17 protein-coding genes are annotated in these 16,741 nt (G+C 59.1%); all 17 read right to left on the reverse strand.

The annotated features are described in order from the left end of the window. The 17 genes from nuoN to nuoE all read right to left on the reverse strand — a co-directional run bounded on the left by nuoN (position 1) and on the right by nuoE (position 16,699). Positions 1-1,494, reverse strand: a complete 1,494-nt coding sequence (gene nuoN / locus PAE61_RS12495; protein WP_271112709.1) for an NADH-quinone oxidoreductase subunit NuoN — start codon at positions 1,492-1,494, stop codon at positions 1-3. A 10-nt stretch (positions 1,495-1,504) separates the two neighbouring features. Then, the gene (locus PAE61_RS12500) at positions 1,505-3,088 is read right to left on the reverse strand and encodes an NADH-quinone oxidoreductase subunit M (protein WP_271112710.1); all 1,584 of its coding nucleotides are present in this window, start codon (positions 3,086-3,088) and stop codon (positions 1,505-1,507) included. Position 3,089: 1 nt separating this feature from the next. After that, positions 3,090-5,222, reverse strand: coding sequence for an NADH-quinone oxidoreductase subunit L (nuoL, locus tag PAE61_RS12505; protein ID WP_271112711.1), 2,133 nt, complete (start codon positions 5,220-5,222; stop codon positions 3,090-3,092). Between the two features lie 7 nt (positions 5,223-5,229). Next, positions 5,230-5,535: an NADH-quinone oxidoreductase subunit NuoK gene (gene nuoK / locus PAE61_RS12510; RefSeq protein WP_271112712.1), complete on the reverse strand. Its 306-nt coding sequence runs from the start codon at positions 5,533-5,535 to the stop codon at positions 5,230-5,232. A 98-nt stretch (positions 5,536-5,633) separates the two neighbouring features. Further along, positions 5,634-6,236, reverse strand: a complete 603-nt coding sequence (locus tag PAE61_RS12515) for an NADH-quinone oxidoreductase subunit J (RefSeq protein WP_271112713.1) — start codon at positions 6,234-6,236, stop codon at positions 5,634-5,636. Beyond that, entirely contained in the window at positions 6,233-6,637 is a 405-nt protein-coding gene (locus PAE61_RS12520) for a carboxymuconolactone decarboxylase family protein (RefSeq protein WP_271112714.1), read from the reverse strand. Before PAE61_RS12520 ends, PAE61_RS12515 begins: the two co-directional genes overlap by 4 nt. After that, positions 6,634-7,125 carry an NADH-quinone oxidoreductase subunit NuoI gene (gene nuoI, locus PAE61_RS12525; protein ID WP_271112715.1) on the reverse strand — a complete coding sequence of 164 codons (492 nt, stop codon included), beginning with the start codon at positions 7,123-7,125 and terminating at the stop codon, positions 6,634-6,636. Before nuoI ends, PAE61_RS12520 begins: the two co-directional genes overlap by 4 nt. 2 nt (positions 7,126-7,127) lie before the next feature. Then, a complete protein-coding gene (locus PAE61_RS12530; RefSeq protein WP_271112716.1) occupies positions 7,128-7,298 on the reverse strand; it encodes a hypothetical protein in 171 nt (56 codons plus the stop codon). 9 nt (positions 7,299-7,307) lie between these two features. Beyond that, positions 7,308-8,369, reverse strand: a complete 1,062-nt coding sequence (gene nuoH, locus PAE61_RS12535) for an NADH-quinone oxidoreductase subunit NuoH (RefSeq protein WP_271112717.1) — start codon at positions 8,367-8,369, stop codon at positions 7,308-7,310. Continuing rightward, a complete protein-coding gene (locus PAE61_RS12540) occupies positions 8,362-9,156 on the reverse strand; it encodes a YNQ4 family lipoprotein (RefSeq protein WP_271112718.1) in 795 nt (264 codons plus the stop codon). The genes nuoH and PAE61_RS12540 overlap by 8 nt, the downstream gene beginning before the upstream one ends. 9 nt (positions 9,157-9,165) lie before the next feature. Beyond that, positions 9,166-11,190: an NADH-quinone oxidoreductase subunit NuoG gene (nuoG, locus tag PAE61_RS12545; RefSeq protein ID WP_271112719.1), complete on the reverse strand. Its 2,025-nt coding sequence runs from the start codon at positions 11,188-11,190 to the stop codon at positions 9,166-9,168. Positions 11,191-11,200: 10 nt separating this feature from the next. Continuing rightward, complete coding sequence (locus PAE61_RS12550) at positions 11,201-11,602, reverse strand: DUF5333 domain-containing protein (RefSeq protein ID WP_271112720.1); 402 nt, start codon at positions 11,600-11,602, stop codon at positions 11,201-11,203. A gap of 115 nt (positions 11,603-11,717) precedes the next feature. Beyond that, entirely contained in the window at positions 11,718-12,509 is a 792-nt protein-coding gene (locus PAE61_RS12555) for a class I SAM-dependent methyltransferase (RefSeq protein WP_271112721.1), read from the reverse strand. A 405-nt stretch (positions 12,510-12,914) separates the two neighbouring features. Next, positions 12,915-14,210: an NADH-quinone oxidoreductase subunit NuoF gene (nuoF, locus tag PAE61_RS12560; RefSeq protein WP_271112722.1), complete on the reverse strand. Its 1,296-nt coding sequence runs from the start codon at positions 14,208-14,210 to the stop codon at positions 12,915-12,917. 7 nt (positions 14,211-14,217) lie between these two features. Continuing rightward, positions 14,218-14,445 (reverse strand): DUF5337 domain-containing protein, encoded by a 228-nt coding sequence (locus PAE61_RS12565; protein WP_271112723.1) that lies wholly within the window; start codon positions 14,443-14,445, stop codon positions 14,218-14,220. Next, positions 14,445-15,626 carry a helix-hairpin-helix domain-containing protein gene (locus tag PAE61_RS12570; protein WP_271112724.1) on the reverse strand — a complete coding sequence of 394 codons (1,182 nt, stop codon included), beginning with the start codon at positions 15,624-15,626 and terminating at the stop codon, positions 14,445-14,447. The genes PAE61_RS12565 and PAE61_RS12570 overlap by 1 nt, the downstream gene beginning before the upstream one ends. A gap of 26 nt (positions 15,627-15,652) precedes the next feature. Next, positions 15,653-16,699, reverse strand: a complete 1,047-nt coding sequence (nuoE, locus tag PAE61_RS12575; protein ID WP_271112725.1) for an NADH-quinone oxidoreductase subunit NuoE — start codon at positions 16,697-16,699, stop codon at positions 15,653-15,655. Between the last annotated feature and the right edge of the window lie 42 nt (positions 16,700-16,741).

The following is a 16,741-nucleotide window of genomic DNA, read 5'->3' on the forward strand; positions in this document are numbered from 1 at the left end:
TCAGTCACCTTGCGGCACGACCGCTGCGACGGTGCTGTCAGGGGAAAGCGTATCGACGATCATCAGCGATTCCGCAGCACGGCCCGCGGCGCGGTCCACACCGAACATGGTGATCGAGCCAAGCAGAACCGCCGTTGCGGATGCAATCAGCAGACCATAGGAAACCACGCCCATGCGGCTTCCCACCGGCTCGGCTTCTTTGCCGAAATACATGTAATAGACGATGCGCAGATAATAGAACGCACCGATCACAGAGGCGATCACACCAAGCACGGCAAGCCAGCCCATCCCGGCATCCACAGCCGCCGTAAGCACCGCGAATTTCGCGAAGAACCCCAGCATCGGCGGTACACCGGCAAGGCTGAACATCAGGATAAGCACGGCGAAACCCTTCAAAGGCTGCGCCGAGGCAAACCGATGCAGGCTGGCCAGATCGGTCACGGGCTGACCGTCACGCTCCAGCGAGAGGATCCATGCGAACACGCCGACATTCATCACCGCATAGATCGCCATATAGATCAGCATCGACTGCACACCAAGCGCAGTCCCGGAAGCCAGTCCGACCAGCGAAAATCCCATATGCGCGATCGAGGAATAGGCCATCAGACGCTTGATATTGGTCTGGCCGATACCCGCGATCGACCCCAGGAACATCGACAGCACCGCCAGCACCGCCAGGATCTGTCCCCAATCGCCCGGAACACGGCCAAACGCATCGGTCAGCACCCGCGCCAGCAGCGCCATTGCGGCAACCTTGGGTGCGGTTGCAAAGAAAGCCGTCACCGGCGTCGGAGATCCCTCATACACATCAGGCGTCCACATATGGAACGGCACGGCGCTGATCTTGAAGGCCAGACCAACGATGACAAACACCATCCCGAACAGCAGCCCGACCGGCAGATTGCCGCCCTCGACCACCTGAATGATCCCCGAGAAATTCGTCGTCCCCGCGAAGCCATAGACCAGTGATGCACCGTAAAGCAGCATCCCCGAGCTGAGCGAGCCCAGAACGAAATATTTCAGCCCGGCCTCGGACGACCGCACGGAATCGCGGCGCATCGCCGCCACCACGTAAAGCGACAAGGATTGCAGCTCCAGCCCCAGATACAGGATCAGCAGATCCCCGGCAGAGACCATGAACATCATCCCGCAAACGGCAAGCGCGATCAGGATCGGATATTCGAAACGCAGCATGCCGCGCCGGTCCATGTAATCGGCGCTCATCGCCATGACCGCGGCGGCGGCTGTCAGGATCAGGATCTTGCAGAAGCGCGAAAACCCGTCCGCGATGAACATGTCGAAAAACGCGGCCCCCTCGGCGGGGCGGCCAATGCCGACATAGAATGCCAGAACCAGAAAGGCCCCGACCGTCACCCAAAGCAGCGTGCGGGCGATCCGGTCCTTGCCCAGATAGGCCCCCGCCAGCAGCGCCAGCAGCGCATATACGGCCAGCAGGATTTCCGGCATGATGATCGTGAAGTCGAGCGAAGTCATGACGGTCCTCTCAGTGCTCAGCCGCGGCCGCATCGGCCTCGGCAGTGGCTTCGGCAACGCGGTACGCAGCCGGATCTTCAGGCATATCGGCGGTGGCTGCGGCGACATTGGTCACCAAAGCCTCCACACTCGGCCCGGTAATATTGGTGACGACGCGCGGATAGACACCCAGCCACAGCGTCATGACGATCAGCGGAACGAAGATCCAGCGTTCGCGCGGCGTCATGTCGGTGATGGATTTCAGGCTCTCCTTGATCAGCGCACCAAGCGTCACCCGGCGATAAAGCCAGAGCGCATAGGCCGCCGAGAAGATCACACCCGTCGCCGCGACCAGCCCAACCCAGGTATTTTCGCGGAACGTTCCCAGCAGGGTCAGAAACTCTCCGACAAAGCCGGACGTGCCGGGCAGCCCGACATTCGCCATCGTGAAGAACATGAACACAAGCGCATATTTCGGCATCCGGTTCACCAGGCCGCCATAAGCGTCGATCTCGCGCGTATGCATCCGGTCGTAGATCACGCCGACCAGCAGGAACAGCGCCCCCGAGATGAAGCCGTGGCTCAACATCTGGAAGATCGCGCCGTCAACGCCAACCTGATTGGCGGCGAAAATACCCATCGTCACATAGCCCATATGGGCCACGGAGGAATAGGCGATCAATTTCTTCATATCCGTCTGCGCAAGCGCGACCAGCGAAGTATAGACAATCGCAATTGCGGACAGCCAGAAAATCACCGGCTGGAAAATTTCTGACGCGACCGGGAACATCGGCAGGCTGAAGCGCAGAAAGCCGTACCCGCCCATTTTCAGCAGCACAGCCGCCAGCACGACCGAACCCGCCGTCGGTGCCTGCACGTGAGCATCCGGCAACCAGGTATGGACCGGCCACATCGGCATTTTCACGGCAAACGATGCCAGGAAGGCCAGGAACAGCAGCGTCTGCAATCCGCCGAAAATGGTCCAGCCAAGGAAGTGCAACGGTGTCGATGAGAAATCGAACTCCAGAAGCTGGACGATATCCGTGGTTCCGGCGGCGCGATACATGGTGATCATCGCCACCAGCATCAGAACCGAGCCGAGGAAGGTATACAGGAAGAACTTGAACGCGGCATAGATCCGGTTCTGCCCGCCCCAGATGCCGATGATCAGGAACATCGGGATCAGCCCTGCCTCGAAGAACAGATAGAACAGGATCAGATCCAGCGCGGTGAACACGCCGATCATCAGCCCTTCCAGAACCAGAAAGGCGATCATGTAGTCCTTGACGCGATTTTCGACCTCCCAGGTAGACAGGATGGTCAGCGGCATCAGGAAGGTGGTCAGCATCACGAACAGGATCGAGATCCCGTCCACGCCCATCTTATAGCGCAGCCCCATGATCCAGACCCGGTCCTCGACGAACTGGAAGCCTGTATTGGCGGGATCGAAGCCGAACAGCACATAAAGCGAAATGAGGAAGGTCGCCGATGTGGCGATCAGCGCCAGCCATTTGGCGTTGCGCCGCGAGGCCTCATCGTCGCCGCGCAGGAACACGGCCAGAATCAGCGCCGCGACCAGAGGCAGGAAGGTGATGATCGAGAGGATATTGGTCATCTTACATGCTCCCCCGCATCATAACCCAGACAAGCAGCGCCAGAATCCCAAGCACCATCGCAAACGCATAGTGGAACAGATAGCCCGACTGAAGCCGCCCGGCAAAGCGCGTCAGCCTCGGGATCAGGCCCATTGCCAGACCGTTGATCGCGCCGTCGATAACCCGGCCATCTCCGCCCTGCCACAGCGAACAGCCCAGCCAACGCGCGGGGCGAACGAAGACGCGGTCATAGATCTCGTCGAAATACCATTTGTTCAGCAGGAACTCATAAAGCGGACGCTGAGTCGCCGCCAATTTCGCAGGTGCCTCGGGATAGCGGATATACATCATCCAGGCCGTGAACAGCCCGATCAGCATCGCGATGAAGGGGGAGACCTTGACCCATTTCGGCGCGTAATGAGCATCGTGCAGAACATGGTTATCCGGGTGCATATAGATCGCACCGCCGACCGGAGCCGGAACATCCGTATTCAGCCCTCCCGCAGCATGGTCTTCTTCTGCCGCCGCTTCCCCGCTCGCTTCAACGATCGTGACGGCCTGTGCCGGGGCAGCGCCCTCTGCACCCGATGCCTCGCCCTCAGCGGTTTCCGCTTCGGCGCTGACGGCTTCCTCTGCCCCGGCCATATGGAAGAACTGGTTAACCCGGTCGCCGAAGAAGCTTCCGTACCAGACCATCCCGGCCAGAACCGCGCCAACGGCCAGAACGCCAAGTGGAATGGTCATCACCTTGGGCGATTCATGGGCATGGTCATGCGTGTGATGGTCACCACGCGGCTTTCCGTAGAATGTCATGAACATCAGCCGCCAGCTATAGAAGCTGGTAAAACCGGCAGCGATCACCAGCGACCAGAAGGCGAATGTACTACCGACATAGGCGCTTTCGATGATCGCATCCTTTGACAGGAAGCCCGCGAAACCAATCGTGGTCAGCGGAATACCGACGCCGGTAATGGCCAGCGTCCCGATCATCATCGCCCAGAAGGTCAGCGGGATCTTTTTCCGCAACCCGCCATAATTCCGCATATCCTGTTCGTGATGCATCGCATGGATCACCGAACCGGCGCCGAGGAACAGCATCGCCTTGAAGAATGCATGGGTCAGCAGGTGGAACATCGCCGCCGAATAGACGCCGACACCCGCAGCGACGAACATATAGCCAAGCTGCGAGCAGGTCGAATAGGCGATCACACGCTTGATATCGTTCTGCACCAGCCCAACCGTTGCCGCGAAGAACGCCGTGCAGGCCCCGATAATGGTGATAAACAATTTCGCATCCGGCGCGAATTCATACAAAGGCGACATCCGACAGACAAGGAACACGCCCGCCGTCACCATCGTCGCGGCATGGATCAGCGCCGAAACCGGCGTCGGGCCTTCCATCGCGTCCGGCAACCATGTGTGCAGCAGCAACTGCGCCGATTTCCCCATCGCACCGATGAACAGCAGCACACCCAGAAGATTTGCCGCATTCCAATCGGTCCAGAGGAACCGCACATAGGTTTCCGCGATCTGGGGGACCTGCGCGAAGATCTCCTCGAACATGACGGTTCCGGTCAGCCACCAAAGCCCGAAAATCCCCAGCAGGAAGCCGAAATCACCCACCCGGTTCACGATGAACGCTTTCATCGCAGCCGCCCCTGCGCTCGGCTTCTTATAATAGAACCCGATCAGCAGATAAGATGCGACACCAACGCCCTCCCAGCCGAAGAACATCTGCAGCAGGTTGTCGGCAGTCACCAGCATCAGCATGGCGAAGGTAAAGAAGGACAGATAGGCGAAGAACCGTGCCTTGTAGTTTTCCTTCTCGGTGAAATTCTCGTCATGGGCCATGTAGCCCATCGAATACAGATGGACGAGCGCCGAGACCGTCGTCACCACGATCAGCATGATCGCGGTCAGCCGGTCCAGCCGGATCGACCATTGCGAAACGAAATCCCCCGAGACGATCCAGTCCATCACCGGGATATGCCGGGTCTCTCCGTCAAAGCTGAAAAACACGATCCAGGACAGCAGGCAGCACAGGAACAAAATACCCGTCGTCAGATACTGGGCGGCTTTTTCCCCGGTCACGCGCCAGCCGAACCCGGCAATCAAAGAGCCGATGAGCGGTGCAAACAGGATGATCTTTTCCATGTCCGTCTCAGCCCTTCATCACGTTGACGTCTTCCACGGCAATCGTGCCGCGGTTCCGGAAGAACACGACAAGGATCGCAAGCCCAATCGCTGCCTCTGCTGCGGCGACGGTCAGCGCGAACAGCGTAAAGACCTGCCCGCCCAGATCATTGAGCTGCGAGGAAAACGCGATGAAGTTCATGTTCACCGCAAGCAGCATCAGCTCGATCGACATGAGGATGACGATGACGTTCTTCCGGTTCACGAAAATGCCGAAAACACCGGTGACGAACAGTATCGCCCCCACGACAAGGTAATGTGTCAATCCGATCATCGTTTCTGTCCCTTCGGGTCTTCACCCGCTGAAGTATCCGTTTGCCACCAGCACAGCCGTTGCGATGCCAATGGCGATGGCGGTCCAGCCGCCAGCCGTCAAAGCCCCTGACCCGGTTTTACGTCGCGCAGCTCAAGCTGCTTCTTCGGATCGGTCCACATCTGCTTGAGCACGTTCTGCCGTTTGACATCGCGGCGATGGCGCAGCGTCAGCACGATTGCCCCGATCATCGCCACCAGCAGGATCAGCCCGGCAAGCTGGAAGGCCAGGAAATACCGATCATACAGAACAAGCCCGATAGAGTTGGTGTTGTATGTATTTTCCGGTATCGGCGCGGCCAGAAGATCCCCGGCATTTTCAGCGCTCTGCCAGCCCGCAAAGCTCATTCCCAACACGGTCAGAAGCATCAGCGCAATGACCAGCCCGATTGGCAGGAACCGCGCAAGCTCTCCCCTCAATTCGGCGAAATCGACATCCAGCATCATCACGACGAACAGGAACAGCACTGCAACCGCGCCGATATAGACGATCAGCAGCAACATGGCGATGAACTCGGCCCCTTGCAGGACGAACAGCCCGGCGGCGCAGAGAAATGTCAGGATCAGCCACAAGACCGAGTGCACCGGGTTTCGCGACATCACCACCATGAAGCCCGCAACACAGGCAATGACGGCGAAAAGATAGAATGCGAAGATCATCATGCCTCGTCCTCCTCGCCATAGACGCCGGCGGCGATTTCAAGTGCTTTCTGCATGGCGGGCAATCCTGCGAACATGCTCATCTGATAAATTGTTTCGGCAATCTCACGCTTCGTCGCTCCGGCCTCGATCGCCTGACGGATGGTCAGCCGAAGCTGAGGCTCGGCAATGGCGCCCTGAACGGTAATGGCACCGATGGTCAGAAGCAGGCGCGTCTTGGCGTCGAGACCTTCGCGATTGAAGGTCTTGCCGAACCACATTTCCAGTACATCGGCCGGCATTGTCGGGATCAGCTTCTCGAAAGCTTTCGTATCGACATGCTCAAGCGCCGGATTGAAGCTCCGCGCCATCTCCTGACCCGACTGGATCATCTGCTGAAACAGGCGATTGAAGGCATCAGTCATCGGTAGGGCGCATCCAGTGCAAGGTTACGGGCAATCTCCGGTTCCCAGCGGGCGCCGTTCTCAAGAAGCTTTTCCTTGTCATAGAACAGCTCTTCGCGGGTTTCCGTCGCGAATTCGAAATTCGGGCCTTCGACAATGGCATCCACCGGGCAGGCTTCCTGACAGAAACCGCAATAGATGCACTTGGTCATGTCGATATCATAGCGCGTAGTCCGGCGGCTGCCATCGGCGCGGGGTTCGGCGTCGATGGTGATCGCCTGAGCGGGACAGATCGCCTCGCACAGCTTGCAGGCGATGCAGCGCTCTTCCCCGTTGGGATAGCGGCGCAGGGCGTGTTCGCCCCGGAAGCGCGGCGAGAGCGGTCCCTTTTCATGGGGGTAGTTGATGGTTTCCTTCGGGGCCACGAAATATTTCATGCCAAGGCCGAAGCCCTTGATGAAATCCCACATCAGGAAATATTTCGTCGCGCGGGCCAGATCGAATGCCATGATCACCGCTCCTTCAGGCGTTCGGCCACGAAACGGTCAAACGCGGCGACAAGGGCGCGTATCTGCGCCGAATCGGATTCTTTCAGCGCATGGTCGGCCAGGAAATGGGCGAATTCCGCCTTGTCGGTTTCGCTGGCTTTCGCAAACGCGGTTGCGATGGTTTGCTCCGACATTTTTCTTCATCAGCCTCCAGTAACAGCGGCACCGACAGGTGCCATCATGTCCCAGCGAGCCCAGAACCCGCCAAGAATTTCGTAACGTGCGAATATTGCGATCAGCACGACCCAGGCCAGCGACAGCGGTAGAAACACCTTCCAGCCGATCCGCATAAGCTGGTCATAGCGATAACGCGGCACAATCGCCTTCACCATGCCGAACATGAAGAACCAGAACCACATCTTCAGCACCATCCAGATCACCCCGTCGGGCAGCCCCGGAATGGGCGACAGCCAGCCGCCGAAGAACAGCAGCGAGATCAGCGCACACATCAGATAGATGGCGATATACTCACCGGCCATGAACAGCAGATACGGAGTCGAGCCATATTCGACCATGTGACCGGCGACCAGTTCGGATTCCGCCTCGGCCAGATCGAAAGGCGGGCGGTTAGTTTCGGCCAAAGCCGAGACGAAGAACAGCACAACCATCGGCAGATGCGGCAGCCAGTACCAGCTCAGCAGCCCGGCCCCGCGCTGCGCCTCGACAATGGCAGTGAGGTTCATCGAGCCGGTCGAGATGATCACTCCGATAATGATCAGCCCCATGCTGACTTCGTAGGAAATCATCTGCGAGGCAGAACGCAGCGAGGCAAGGAACGGATATTTCGAGTTCGAGGCCCAGCCACCCATGATCGTGCCATAGACCTCAAGCGAGGACATGGCGAAGATGAACAGAATACCGACATTGATATTCGCCATCACCCAGCCGGGACCGAAAGGCACGGCCACGAAGGCGACAAGCGCCAGCGTCATCGACAGGAACGGCGCAAGGAAAAAGACGAATTTATCGGCACCGGCCGGGACGACGATTTCCTTGCAGACATATTTCAGCGCATCCGCAAAGGTCTGAAGCAACCCCCAGGGTCCGACAACGTTGGGTCCACGCCGCATCTGAACCGCAGCCCAGATCTTGCGGTCTCCATAGACCATATAGACCAGCGACAGCATCACGAAAGCAATGATCGCCAGACCCTGCCCCAGCATGATGATGGCGTAACCCAGCGGTGATGCCCAGAACTCAGCCATTCTCTTCCGTCCCTTCCACAGGCCCGACCGTTACCCGGGCGGGGATCCCGTTCGCCCTGCATTGCTGCAGGATCTCTTCCTGTTCCATGATCTGCAGCCCCAAGGGCAGGCTGCGCGACATGACGAATATCGAATCCAAGGCCAGCACGCCGCCACGCCTCTTTGATATGGTGCGGATATGACGCGCATAAGGCGTCCCGGTATCGCGTGACCAAGCTGCCAGCGTACAGGCGGCATAGGCAAATGCGGTGGCATCGTCCAGCCCCTCATCCGTATTGACCAGAACCGAGAACATATCCGCGCTGCCGCCCTCTTCCCGGGATACCGGCCTTACCGTGCCGTAAAGAAACGCTTCTTCCGGGGCGGCGGTCAGATTCGCGGGCAGATTCAGCGGCTGACGGCGGGCGGCAAATTCCTCCATCGCGATTTCCTGCGCGGTGGGGGGCTTCGGCAGATCTGCCACATTGATCGAAGTATCCTCGACCAGAAATTCCGACAGACCGCGCATTTCCTCTTCCGACTGCCGCAGGCTGCGCCGCCCTTCCGCGGAATCGACCGGAGTCCGCGACACCGTTCCGTCATTTTCCAGAATCAGCAGCTCACCGCTCGCCGTCGAAACACCGCCGAGGATCGAGGTATCCTCGGTCGGTCCTTCCAGCCGCACCGGCAGGGTTGCGGGTTTGGATCGCGGCCGTTCGGCCAGCCCGGCATCGGATGGCTGAGTACAGCCCGACAGAACGGCAAAAGCCGTCACAGTCAAACCACCAAGGATACGGACCTGCCGCATCGCGCCCTCTTACTCTGCCGCCAGATCACCGACCGCATTGCGTGCGGCGGCCATTGCCGAAAGCTCTCCCATCAGCGCGGAGGCCCGCGCAATCGGGTTGGTCAGGTAGAAATCACCGATGGCATAGCGAAAATCAGCCTTGCCCATATCCGCAATATCCAGCGGCTGCCATTCATTCTCGGCGATCTGGTCGATCTGTCCCAGCACCGGCACGTCCTTCACAAGAGCCCGGCGCAGCGCCGCAAGGCTGTCCCAGGGAAGAACCGCATCGAGCTGACCCGAAAGCGCCCGCAGGATCGCCCAGTTTTCCTTGGCCACACCCGGCGCGAAATTGGCCCGCATGGCAAGCTGGGGACGGCCCTCTGTATTCACGAACAGGCCGTTTTCTTCGGTATAGCAGGCACCCGGCAGGATGATATCGGCACGATGCGCACCCCGGTCGCCGTGGCTGCCCTGATAGATCACAAAGGCACCCGGCTGGATATCGACCTCATCCGCGCTCAGATTATAGATCACCTCGGCACCGTCGATTGCGGCATCCAGACCGCCCTCGGTCACGGCACCGACATCCATCGCCCCGACACGGCCAGCGGCGGTGTGCAGGACCAGAAGCTTCGAATTCGAGTTCTCTGCCAGCCTCATCGCATGAGCCAGCACGGCCTCGCCATCGGCTTCACGGATCGCGCCCTGCCCGACGATGACAATAGAAGGCTTTTCTTTCGTTTTATCGCTGATCTCGCGCGAGCTGAGGCTTTCCAGCGCGGCACGATCGGCCCCGACATGAGCATAGGGATAGGTCAGATCCACCGGCTTTCCGACCAGCCCGATCTGCGCCCCGCGCGTCCATGCAGCCCGGATACGCGCATTCAGAACCGGCGCTTCAGAGCGCGGGTCGGTCCCGACAAGCTGGATCATCTGCGCATCGTCGATATCCTCGATCCGTGCAGTGCCGACATAGGCCGAACGATTCCCGGCAGGCAGACGCGCACGGTCGGTCCGACACTCGACCTTGCCGCCAAGCCCCTCGATCAACTGTTTCAGACTATAGGCAGCCTCAGCCGGAACCAGATCGCCGATCAGCCCGGCGACTTTTTTGCCCTTCATGGCCGAGGCAGCCGCCGCAAGCGCCTCACCCCATTCGGCGGGGCGCAGCTTGCCGTTTTCGCGGATATAGGGCCGGTCCAGACGCTGGCGGCGCAGCCCGTCCCAGATGAAACGGGTCTTGTCGCTGATCCATTCCTCGTTCACCGCATCATTATTGCGCGGCAGGACACGCATCACCTCGCGCCCCTTCGTATCGATGCGGATATTGCTGCCAAGAGCATCCATCACGTCGATGGATTCGGTCTTGCTCAACTCCCACGGGCGGGCGGTGAAGGCATAGGGTTTGCTGACCAAAGCGCCGACCGGGCAAAGGTCGATGATATTGCCCTGCATATTCGAGTTCAGGGTCTCATTCAGGTACGAGGTAATCTCGGCATCCTCGCCCCGCCCGGTCTGGCCCATCTGGGTGATGCCGGCAACTTCGGTCGTAAAGCGTACACAGCGCGTACACGAAATGCAGCGCGTCATATGCGTCTCGACCAGCGGACCGAGATTGAGATCCTCGGAAGCGCGCTTGGGTTCGCGATAGCGGCTGAAATCGACGCCATAGGCGACCGCCTGATCCTGAAGATCGCACTCCCCGCCCTGATCGCAGATCGGGCAATCCAGAGGATGGTTGATCAGCAGGAACTCCATCACCCCTTCGCGGGCCTTCTTGACCATCGGCGAATTCGTCCTGATCTCGGACGGCTCGCCATCCTTGCCGGGACGCAGATCCTTGACCTGCATCGCACATGAGGCAGCAGGCTTGGGCGGCCCGCCCACAACCTCGACAAGGCACATGCGGCAATTGCCCGCGATGGACAGTCGTTCGTGATAGCAGAAACGCGGCACCTCGACTCCGGCCTGCTCACAGGCCTGAATCAGGGTCAGGTTGGGATCGACCTCGATTTCGCTGCCGTCGATAATGATTTTCCGCAAATCTGCCATGTGTTTGTCCTTACCTGGCCACCAGAAGCGATCCGGCGACCGACTTACCTGCGATTTCGTTACGCCCGATCCGGCAGAAGGATTCGGCATCCCCCTTACGTGCGCCGTTGCGGGTCAGATAATCCTCGGCCGCGGCATAGATCCGGGCCTTGTCCTGTTTGCTGTCCAGAAACGCGTCGATCTGGGTGTCCGAATACCCCCGATCCCGCGCATAGCGCTTCAATGCCCGCGCCTGCCCCCAGGCATAGACCAGCCGCGCATCAATAGACGGGCATTCGGTACGCACGCGATCCGCCACCCGCGCGGCGATCAGCCGGTCATTGATGTATCGTTCCTGCGAGATCGGCACCTGCGCGGCGGCAGGCGCGGCGGCAAGGCTCAGGGCCAGAACAAGCGAGAACTGTTTTGTCATCTCTCATGCCTCCATTGTATCATGAAGGCAGCAATATCAGAGCCGCTGGCAAGCGGCCCGACACAGAGGGGTGAGCCGCTTGTGAACGCGTGGTTGACCCACCCCTTCAGCACGATCATGCACTCACAGCTTTGGATTTGATCGCATCATCAATCGCGAGCGGACGAAACATGGGAAAACCCTCGTTCATGATCTGAGCCGAATCGGTGAACTCAAAATCCGAGAAGAAGCGATCCACACCGTATTCCTTGAGCGTCATGGGTTCATAACGCGCTAAGATCTCATCATAAGCGTCTCGCAAGCGACGATCACCCGGCTTCAGCCCCTGAAGCATCACCACACCGGTCGGCGCGAGATCCAATACAGTCATTTGAAGGTCCGGACGGTATTCTTTGAGAATAGGAATCAACTTCCAGACATCTCCTGTCCAGAAACGTCCTTTCAGATCTGTCTCATTCCGTGTGGTCATGGGATTATTGAAGGGACAGCAATCATGCATCAGGATGATGGAAACCTCGGATGACGCATCCTCGGTGTTCATGAAATCACGCAGAAGAAACTCGAACCAGTGCAGCCCGTCGAGGAAGGACACTGTAGGTCGGATTCCCATCTTTCCCAGAAAGTCGCTGTCAAAGAAATCGTCGCTCGTTTGTTGAAGGATATGCAACTGCGGCTTGCGACCAATTACATTGATATCAACTATAAATTGCGGATCAACGGACACGCTTTTTGATCGTGAATGCTGCAAACTGCGCCCTCGATTTGTTCCGATCTCAAAGTACCAATCAAACTGAAACTGGCCATGCAGTCGTGCAAAGAAACGCCGATACTGTTTGCCAGTTGCCTGGACAAAACCGGATTCGACGCTTTCTTCGAGGAGCATCTGTTCTTCTTTTGTTTTGTTCATCGTAAACTTCCTTTATCCTTCAGAAGCCAGACGGGAAAACCGTTCCGCCCACAGACAACCCAGCTGAAACGCTCAGCAAATTTGTGTAATGCCCTTGAGAAGAGCAACAGCGTAACCGGTTTTGTACACACCCCCAGAAGCCACACGAAAAGCGCCAGAAAGCATCGCGCATGCTTAAAGAGATCCTGCCATAGCCCATTCCAAGCTGTTGGCCGATCTCTAAACAGGGCGGATACCTGAGCCCCGCCCGTCAGGGCATCACACGGTTGCATCAGAAAAACGTGACCTGCGACGCTCATGCCGCGTCCTCCGGCGGAGGAGGATAAAGCACCCAACCGCCTGCCTCCTCGGCATCCGAACAGGCCGCCAGAGCAAGCGCTGCCGCCATATATGCGAACGACCGGATCATTCCGCCGCCATCGCTCCCATACGGCCGGTTTTCCTCGCCTTCAGACGATCCTCGATTTCTTCGCGGAAATTTCGGATCAGCCCCTGGATCGGCCATGCCGCCGCGTCGCCGAGTGCACAGATCGTGTGGCCCTCGACCTGCTTGGTCACGTCGAAGAGCATGTCGATTTCCTCGACCTCTGCCTCGCCCGTCACCAGACGTTCCATGACGCGCATCATCCAGCCCGTACCCTCACGGCACGGTGTACACTGGCCGCAGCTTTCATGTTTGAAGAATTTGGACAGCCGCCAGATCGCGGCGATCACGTCGGTATCCTGATCCATCACAATCATGCAGGCGGTGCCGAAGCTGGATTTCAGCTCTTTCATGCCGTCATAATCCATGATCGCGGTTTCGCACATTTCAGCGGTCAGAACCGGGCAGGACGCGCCGCCCGGAATGATCGCCTTGAGGTTCTTCCAGCCGCCGCGAATGCCGCCGCCATGCCTGTCGATCAGTTCCTTCATCGGGATCGACATCGCCTCTTCGACCACGCAGGGCGTGTTCACATGGCCAGTCAGGCCGAACAGCTTGGTTCCGGCATTATTCGGGCGACCGAAGCCCGCGAACCATTCCGGGCCGCGCCGCAGGATTTCCGGCACAACGGCGATGGATTCGACATTGTTAACCGTGGTCGGGCAGCCATACAGCCCCGCGCCCGCCGGGAAAGGCGGCTTCATGCGCGGCATGCCCTTCTTGCCTTCGAGGCTTTCCAGCAGCGCGGTTTCCTCACCGCAAATATAGGCACCCGCACCGTGGTTCAGGTAAATATCGAAATCCCAGCCAGAGCCACATGCATTCCGGCCCACCAGCCCCGCATCGTAGCATTCGTTGATCGCATGCTGCAGCGCCTCACGCTCACGGATATATTCGCCGCGAATATAGATGTAGCAGGCATGCGAGTTCATCGCGAAGCTGGCGATCAAGCAGCCCTCGATCAGCGTATGCGGATCGTGCCGCATGATTTCGCGGTCCTTGCAGGTGGCGGGCTCGGATTCGTCGGCATTCACCACAAGATAGGCCGGACGCCCGTCCGATTCCTTCGGCATGAAGGACCATTTCAGCCCGGTCGGGAAGCCCGCGCCGCCCCGGCCACGCAGACCCGAGGCCTTGACCTCTTCGATGATCTTGTCCCGCCCGCGTCCGATGATAGCGGCGGTCCCGTCCCAACAGCCACGCGATTGCGCCCCCTTCAATGAGCGGTCGCCCATACCGTAAAGGTTGGTAAAGATCCGGTCCTGATCCTTCAGCATTCCGTTATCATCCTTCTTTGCCTGGCGACGCCCCGCGCCGCCAGATACGCCAGGTCACCAGCAGCGACCAGACAAAACCACCTATCGCAGCGAGATCCGCGAGAAACGCATATTCGGATGGCCAGCCGAAGCGCCGCCCAGCCCAGTTCGCCGCCAGCCACAGCAGCCCCGTTGCCGCCATGACAATGGCGGCAAGGCGAAGCTGCGCAGCATCACGGGGCGAACGATCCGTCATCAATAGACCTCACCCTTGTCGACGCGCTTCGAGAACTCGGTCTCACCGCCCGCCGCCAGAATTCTTGCCTGCTCGACCCAGTCATCCGAGCGAATGCGGCCACCCATGCGGCCAATCAGCCCGGCAAAATGGTCGATATCGGCGTCGGACCATCCGGCAATCTGCGAGAAGCTTGTCACACCGTTCTCATGCAGGACGCCTTCAAGCTGCGGGCCGATGCCCTTGATTTCCTTTAGATCATCGCTGGAAGCCGCAGCCGGACTGGCCGCTTCGACTTTCTTGGCGGATTTCTTCTTGGCGGATTTGGCAGATTTGTCGGACTTGCCGGATTTCTCGGCTTTGCCTGATTTCTTGGCCTTTGCGGTTTTTTCGGCCTTATCGCTCTTTTTCTTCTTGTCGGATTTGGCCGGTTTATCCGCCTTAGCCTTCCCGGCCGGTTTTGCCGGTGCGGTATCCTCTGCCGGGTTGTCCCGTGCAGGAATAGCCGACTGGCCGGAGGGAGAAACATTAGTGCTTTCCGTGCCCGCGTCAGAAGCTGCCTCAGGAGCCTCACTGACGCGAGCATCATAGAGGGCCGCAGGTTGAGCCGCATTGGCGCTGCCGGATGTCCCGCTGCGCCTGCCGTCTTTGCCCGGTTCGTCCGTCGCGGTTTCCTCGCGGTCGTCGTCGTTATCTGTCAGAGAAGAAAGCGCCTTCTTGCCGCGTACCGCAAGAGCGCCCATCGCCTCTTTCACCGCATCTCCGGCCTGTTCCAGACGATCCTCTGCGCGGTCAAGCAGTCCATCATCATCGTCGTTGTCACGATCATCATCATCATCTTCACGATCATCGTCATCGTCGTCCAGTGCGTCACGGCCCTTGTCCACGGCGGCTGCAGCGGTCGCCGCAATTGCCTGCCCCGCATCGACCACAGCCTGTTCGGCACGGCCAAGAATACCTGCCTCGGCAGGATCGGGATCAGCGCTGTGACGGGTCCTGGCGGTTTCTCCCAGAACCTCCTGATCCTCGCGCAGCCCGCCGCGTCCCTGGCACACGCCCCAGACGAAAAGTTTGCCCAACAGGAAAAATGCGATCAGCCCCATCAGCAGGCCGCCGAAAAAGGTCCCGTTAAAGATCCAGACCAGCAAACCGCAAATCCCTGCGGCCAGCCAGCAATTCCGTGAGCATTCGTTCTTCAGCATGTGTCACCCTGTTGTTACGGTTGATCCTAGCTGCTCGTGCCGTCGCGTTCTCCGACCATTTCCCGGGCCTGCGTGACCCATTCGTCGCGGGTCACACGCCCCTTGAAACCTTCCAGATTGTTATCGACCCAACTTACCTCATCCGCCGTCCATGCGGCGATCTGGTCGAAATGATAGTAACCCAAACTATTGAGCAGCTTTTCAAGTTGCGGACCGATCCCCTTTATCCGTTTCAGATCGTCTGCCTGACCATCGCGAGGCTGCTCCAACTTATGAGGACGCTGGCCGATGTTTACAACCTGATCATCCGTACCGGCCTCGGCCCGGTCGGGATCCTTTTCCTGTTGCGCTGCGCCACGATCCGACTTGTCCAGCCACGGCGTCAGGATCGGCACTTCCGACCCGTCAATCCGCTTCACCGTATCGCCAAGCCGTGCCGCCAGCGACACCGAAGCGTTATATTCGTCAGCCGGAGGAACCAGCCCGGTCAGGGCGTTCTGTCCCTCTTTCGGCTCGGATGAGTAACGACCCGCCTGAGAGCCCGGCAGCGGGACCTGCCCGGCAGCCATCGCGTCGATCAGTTGCGCCAGTTTCTCGGCGGTCAGATCTTCATAGTAATCCTTGCCGATCTGGGCCATCGGCGCATTCGAGCAGGCACCGAGACATTCGACCTCTTCCCAGGAAAACTTGCCATCCGCCGATACGGTATGCGGGTGAGGTGAGATCTTTTCCTTGCAGACAGCGATCAGATCGCCCGATCCGCAGATCATGCAGGTCGTGGTCCCGCAAATCTGGATATTCGCAACAGAACCAACGGGCTGAAGCTGAAACATGAAGTAGAATGTCGCCACTTCAAGCGCACGGATATAGGGCATGCCCAGAAGATCGGCGCAATATTCGATGGCGGGACGGCTCAGCCAGCCCTCCTGTTCCTGCGCACGCCACAGCACCGGGATAATCGCGGATTGCTGACGGCCTTCCGGGTATTTGGTCATCTGCGCCTGCGCCCATTCAAGGTTCGCTGGCGTGAACTCGAACGAGTCCGGCTGGATGGGGCTAAGGCGGCGAAGCATGTTCTTCTATCCGTTCGTTAATATCGACCAACCCGCTTTCGC

The organism is Paracoccus aerodenitrificans (assembly GCF_027913215.1).
Lineage (GTDB): Bacteria > Pseudomonadota > Alphaproteobacteria > Rhodobacterales > Rhodobacteraceae > Paracoccus > Paracoccus aerodenitrificans.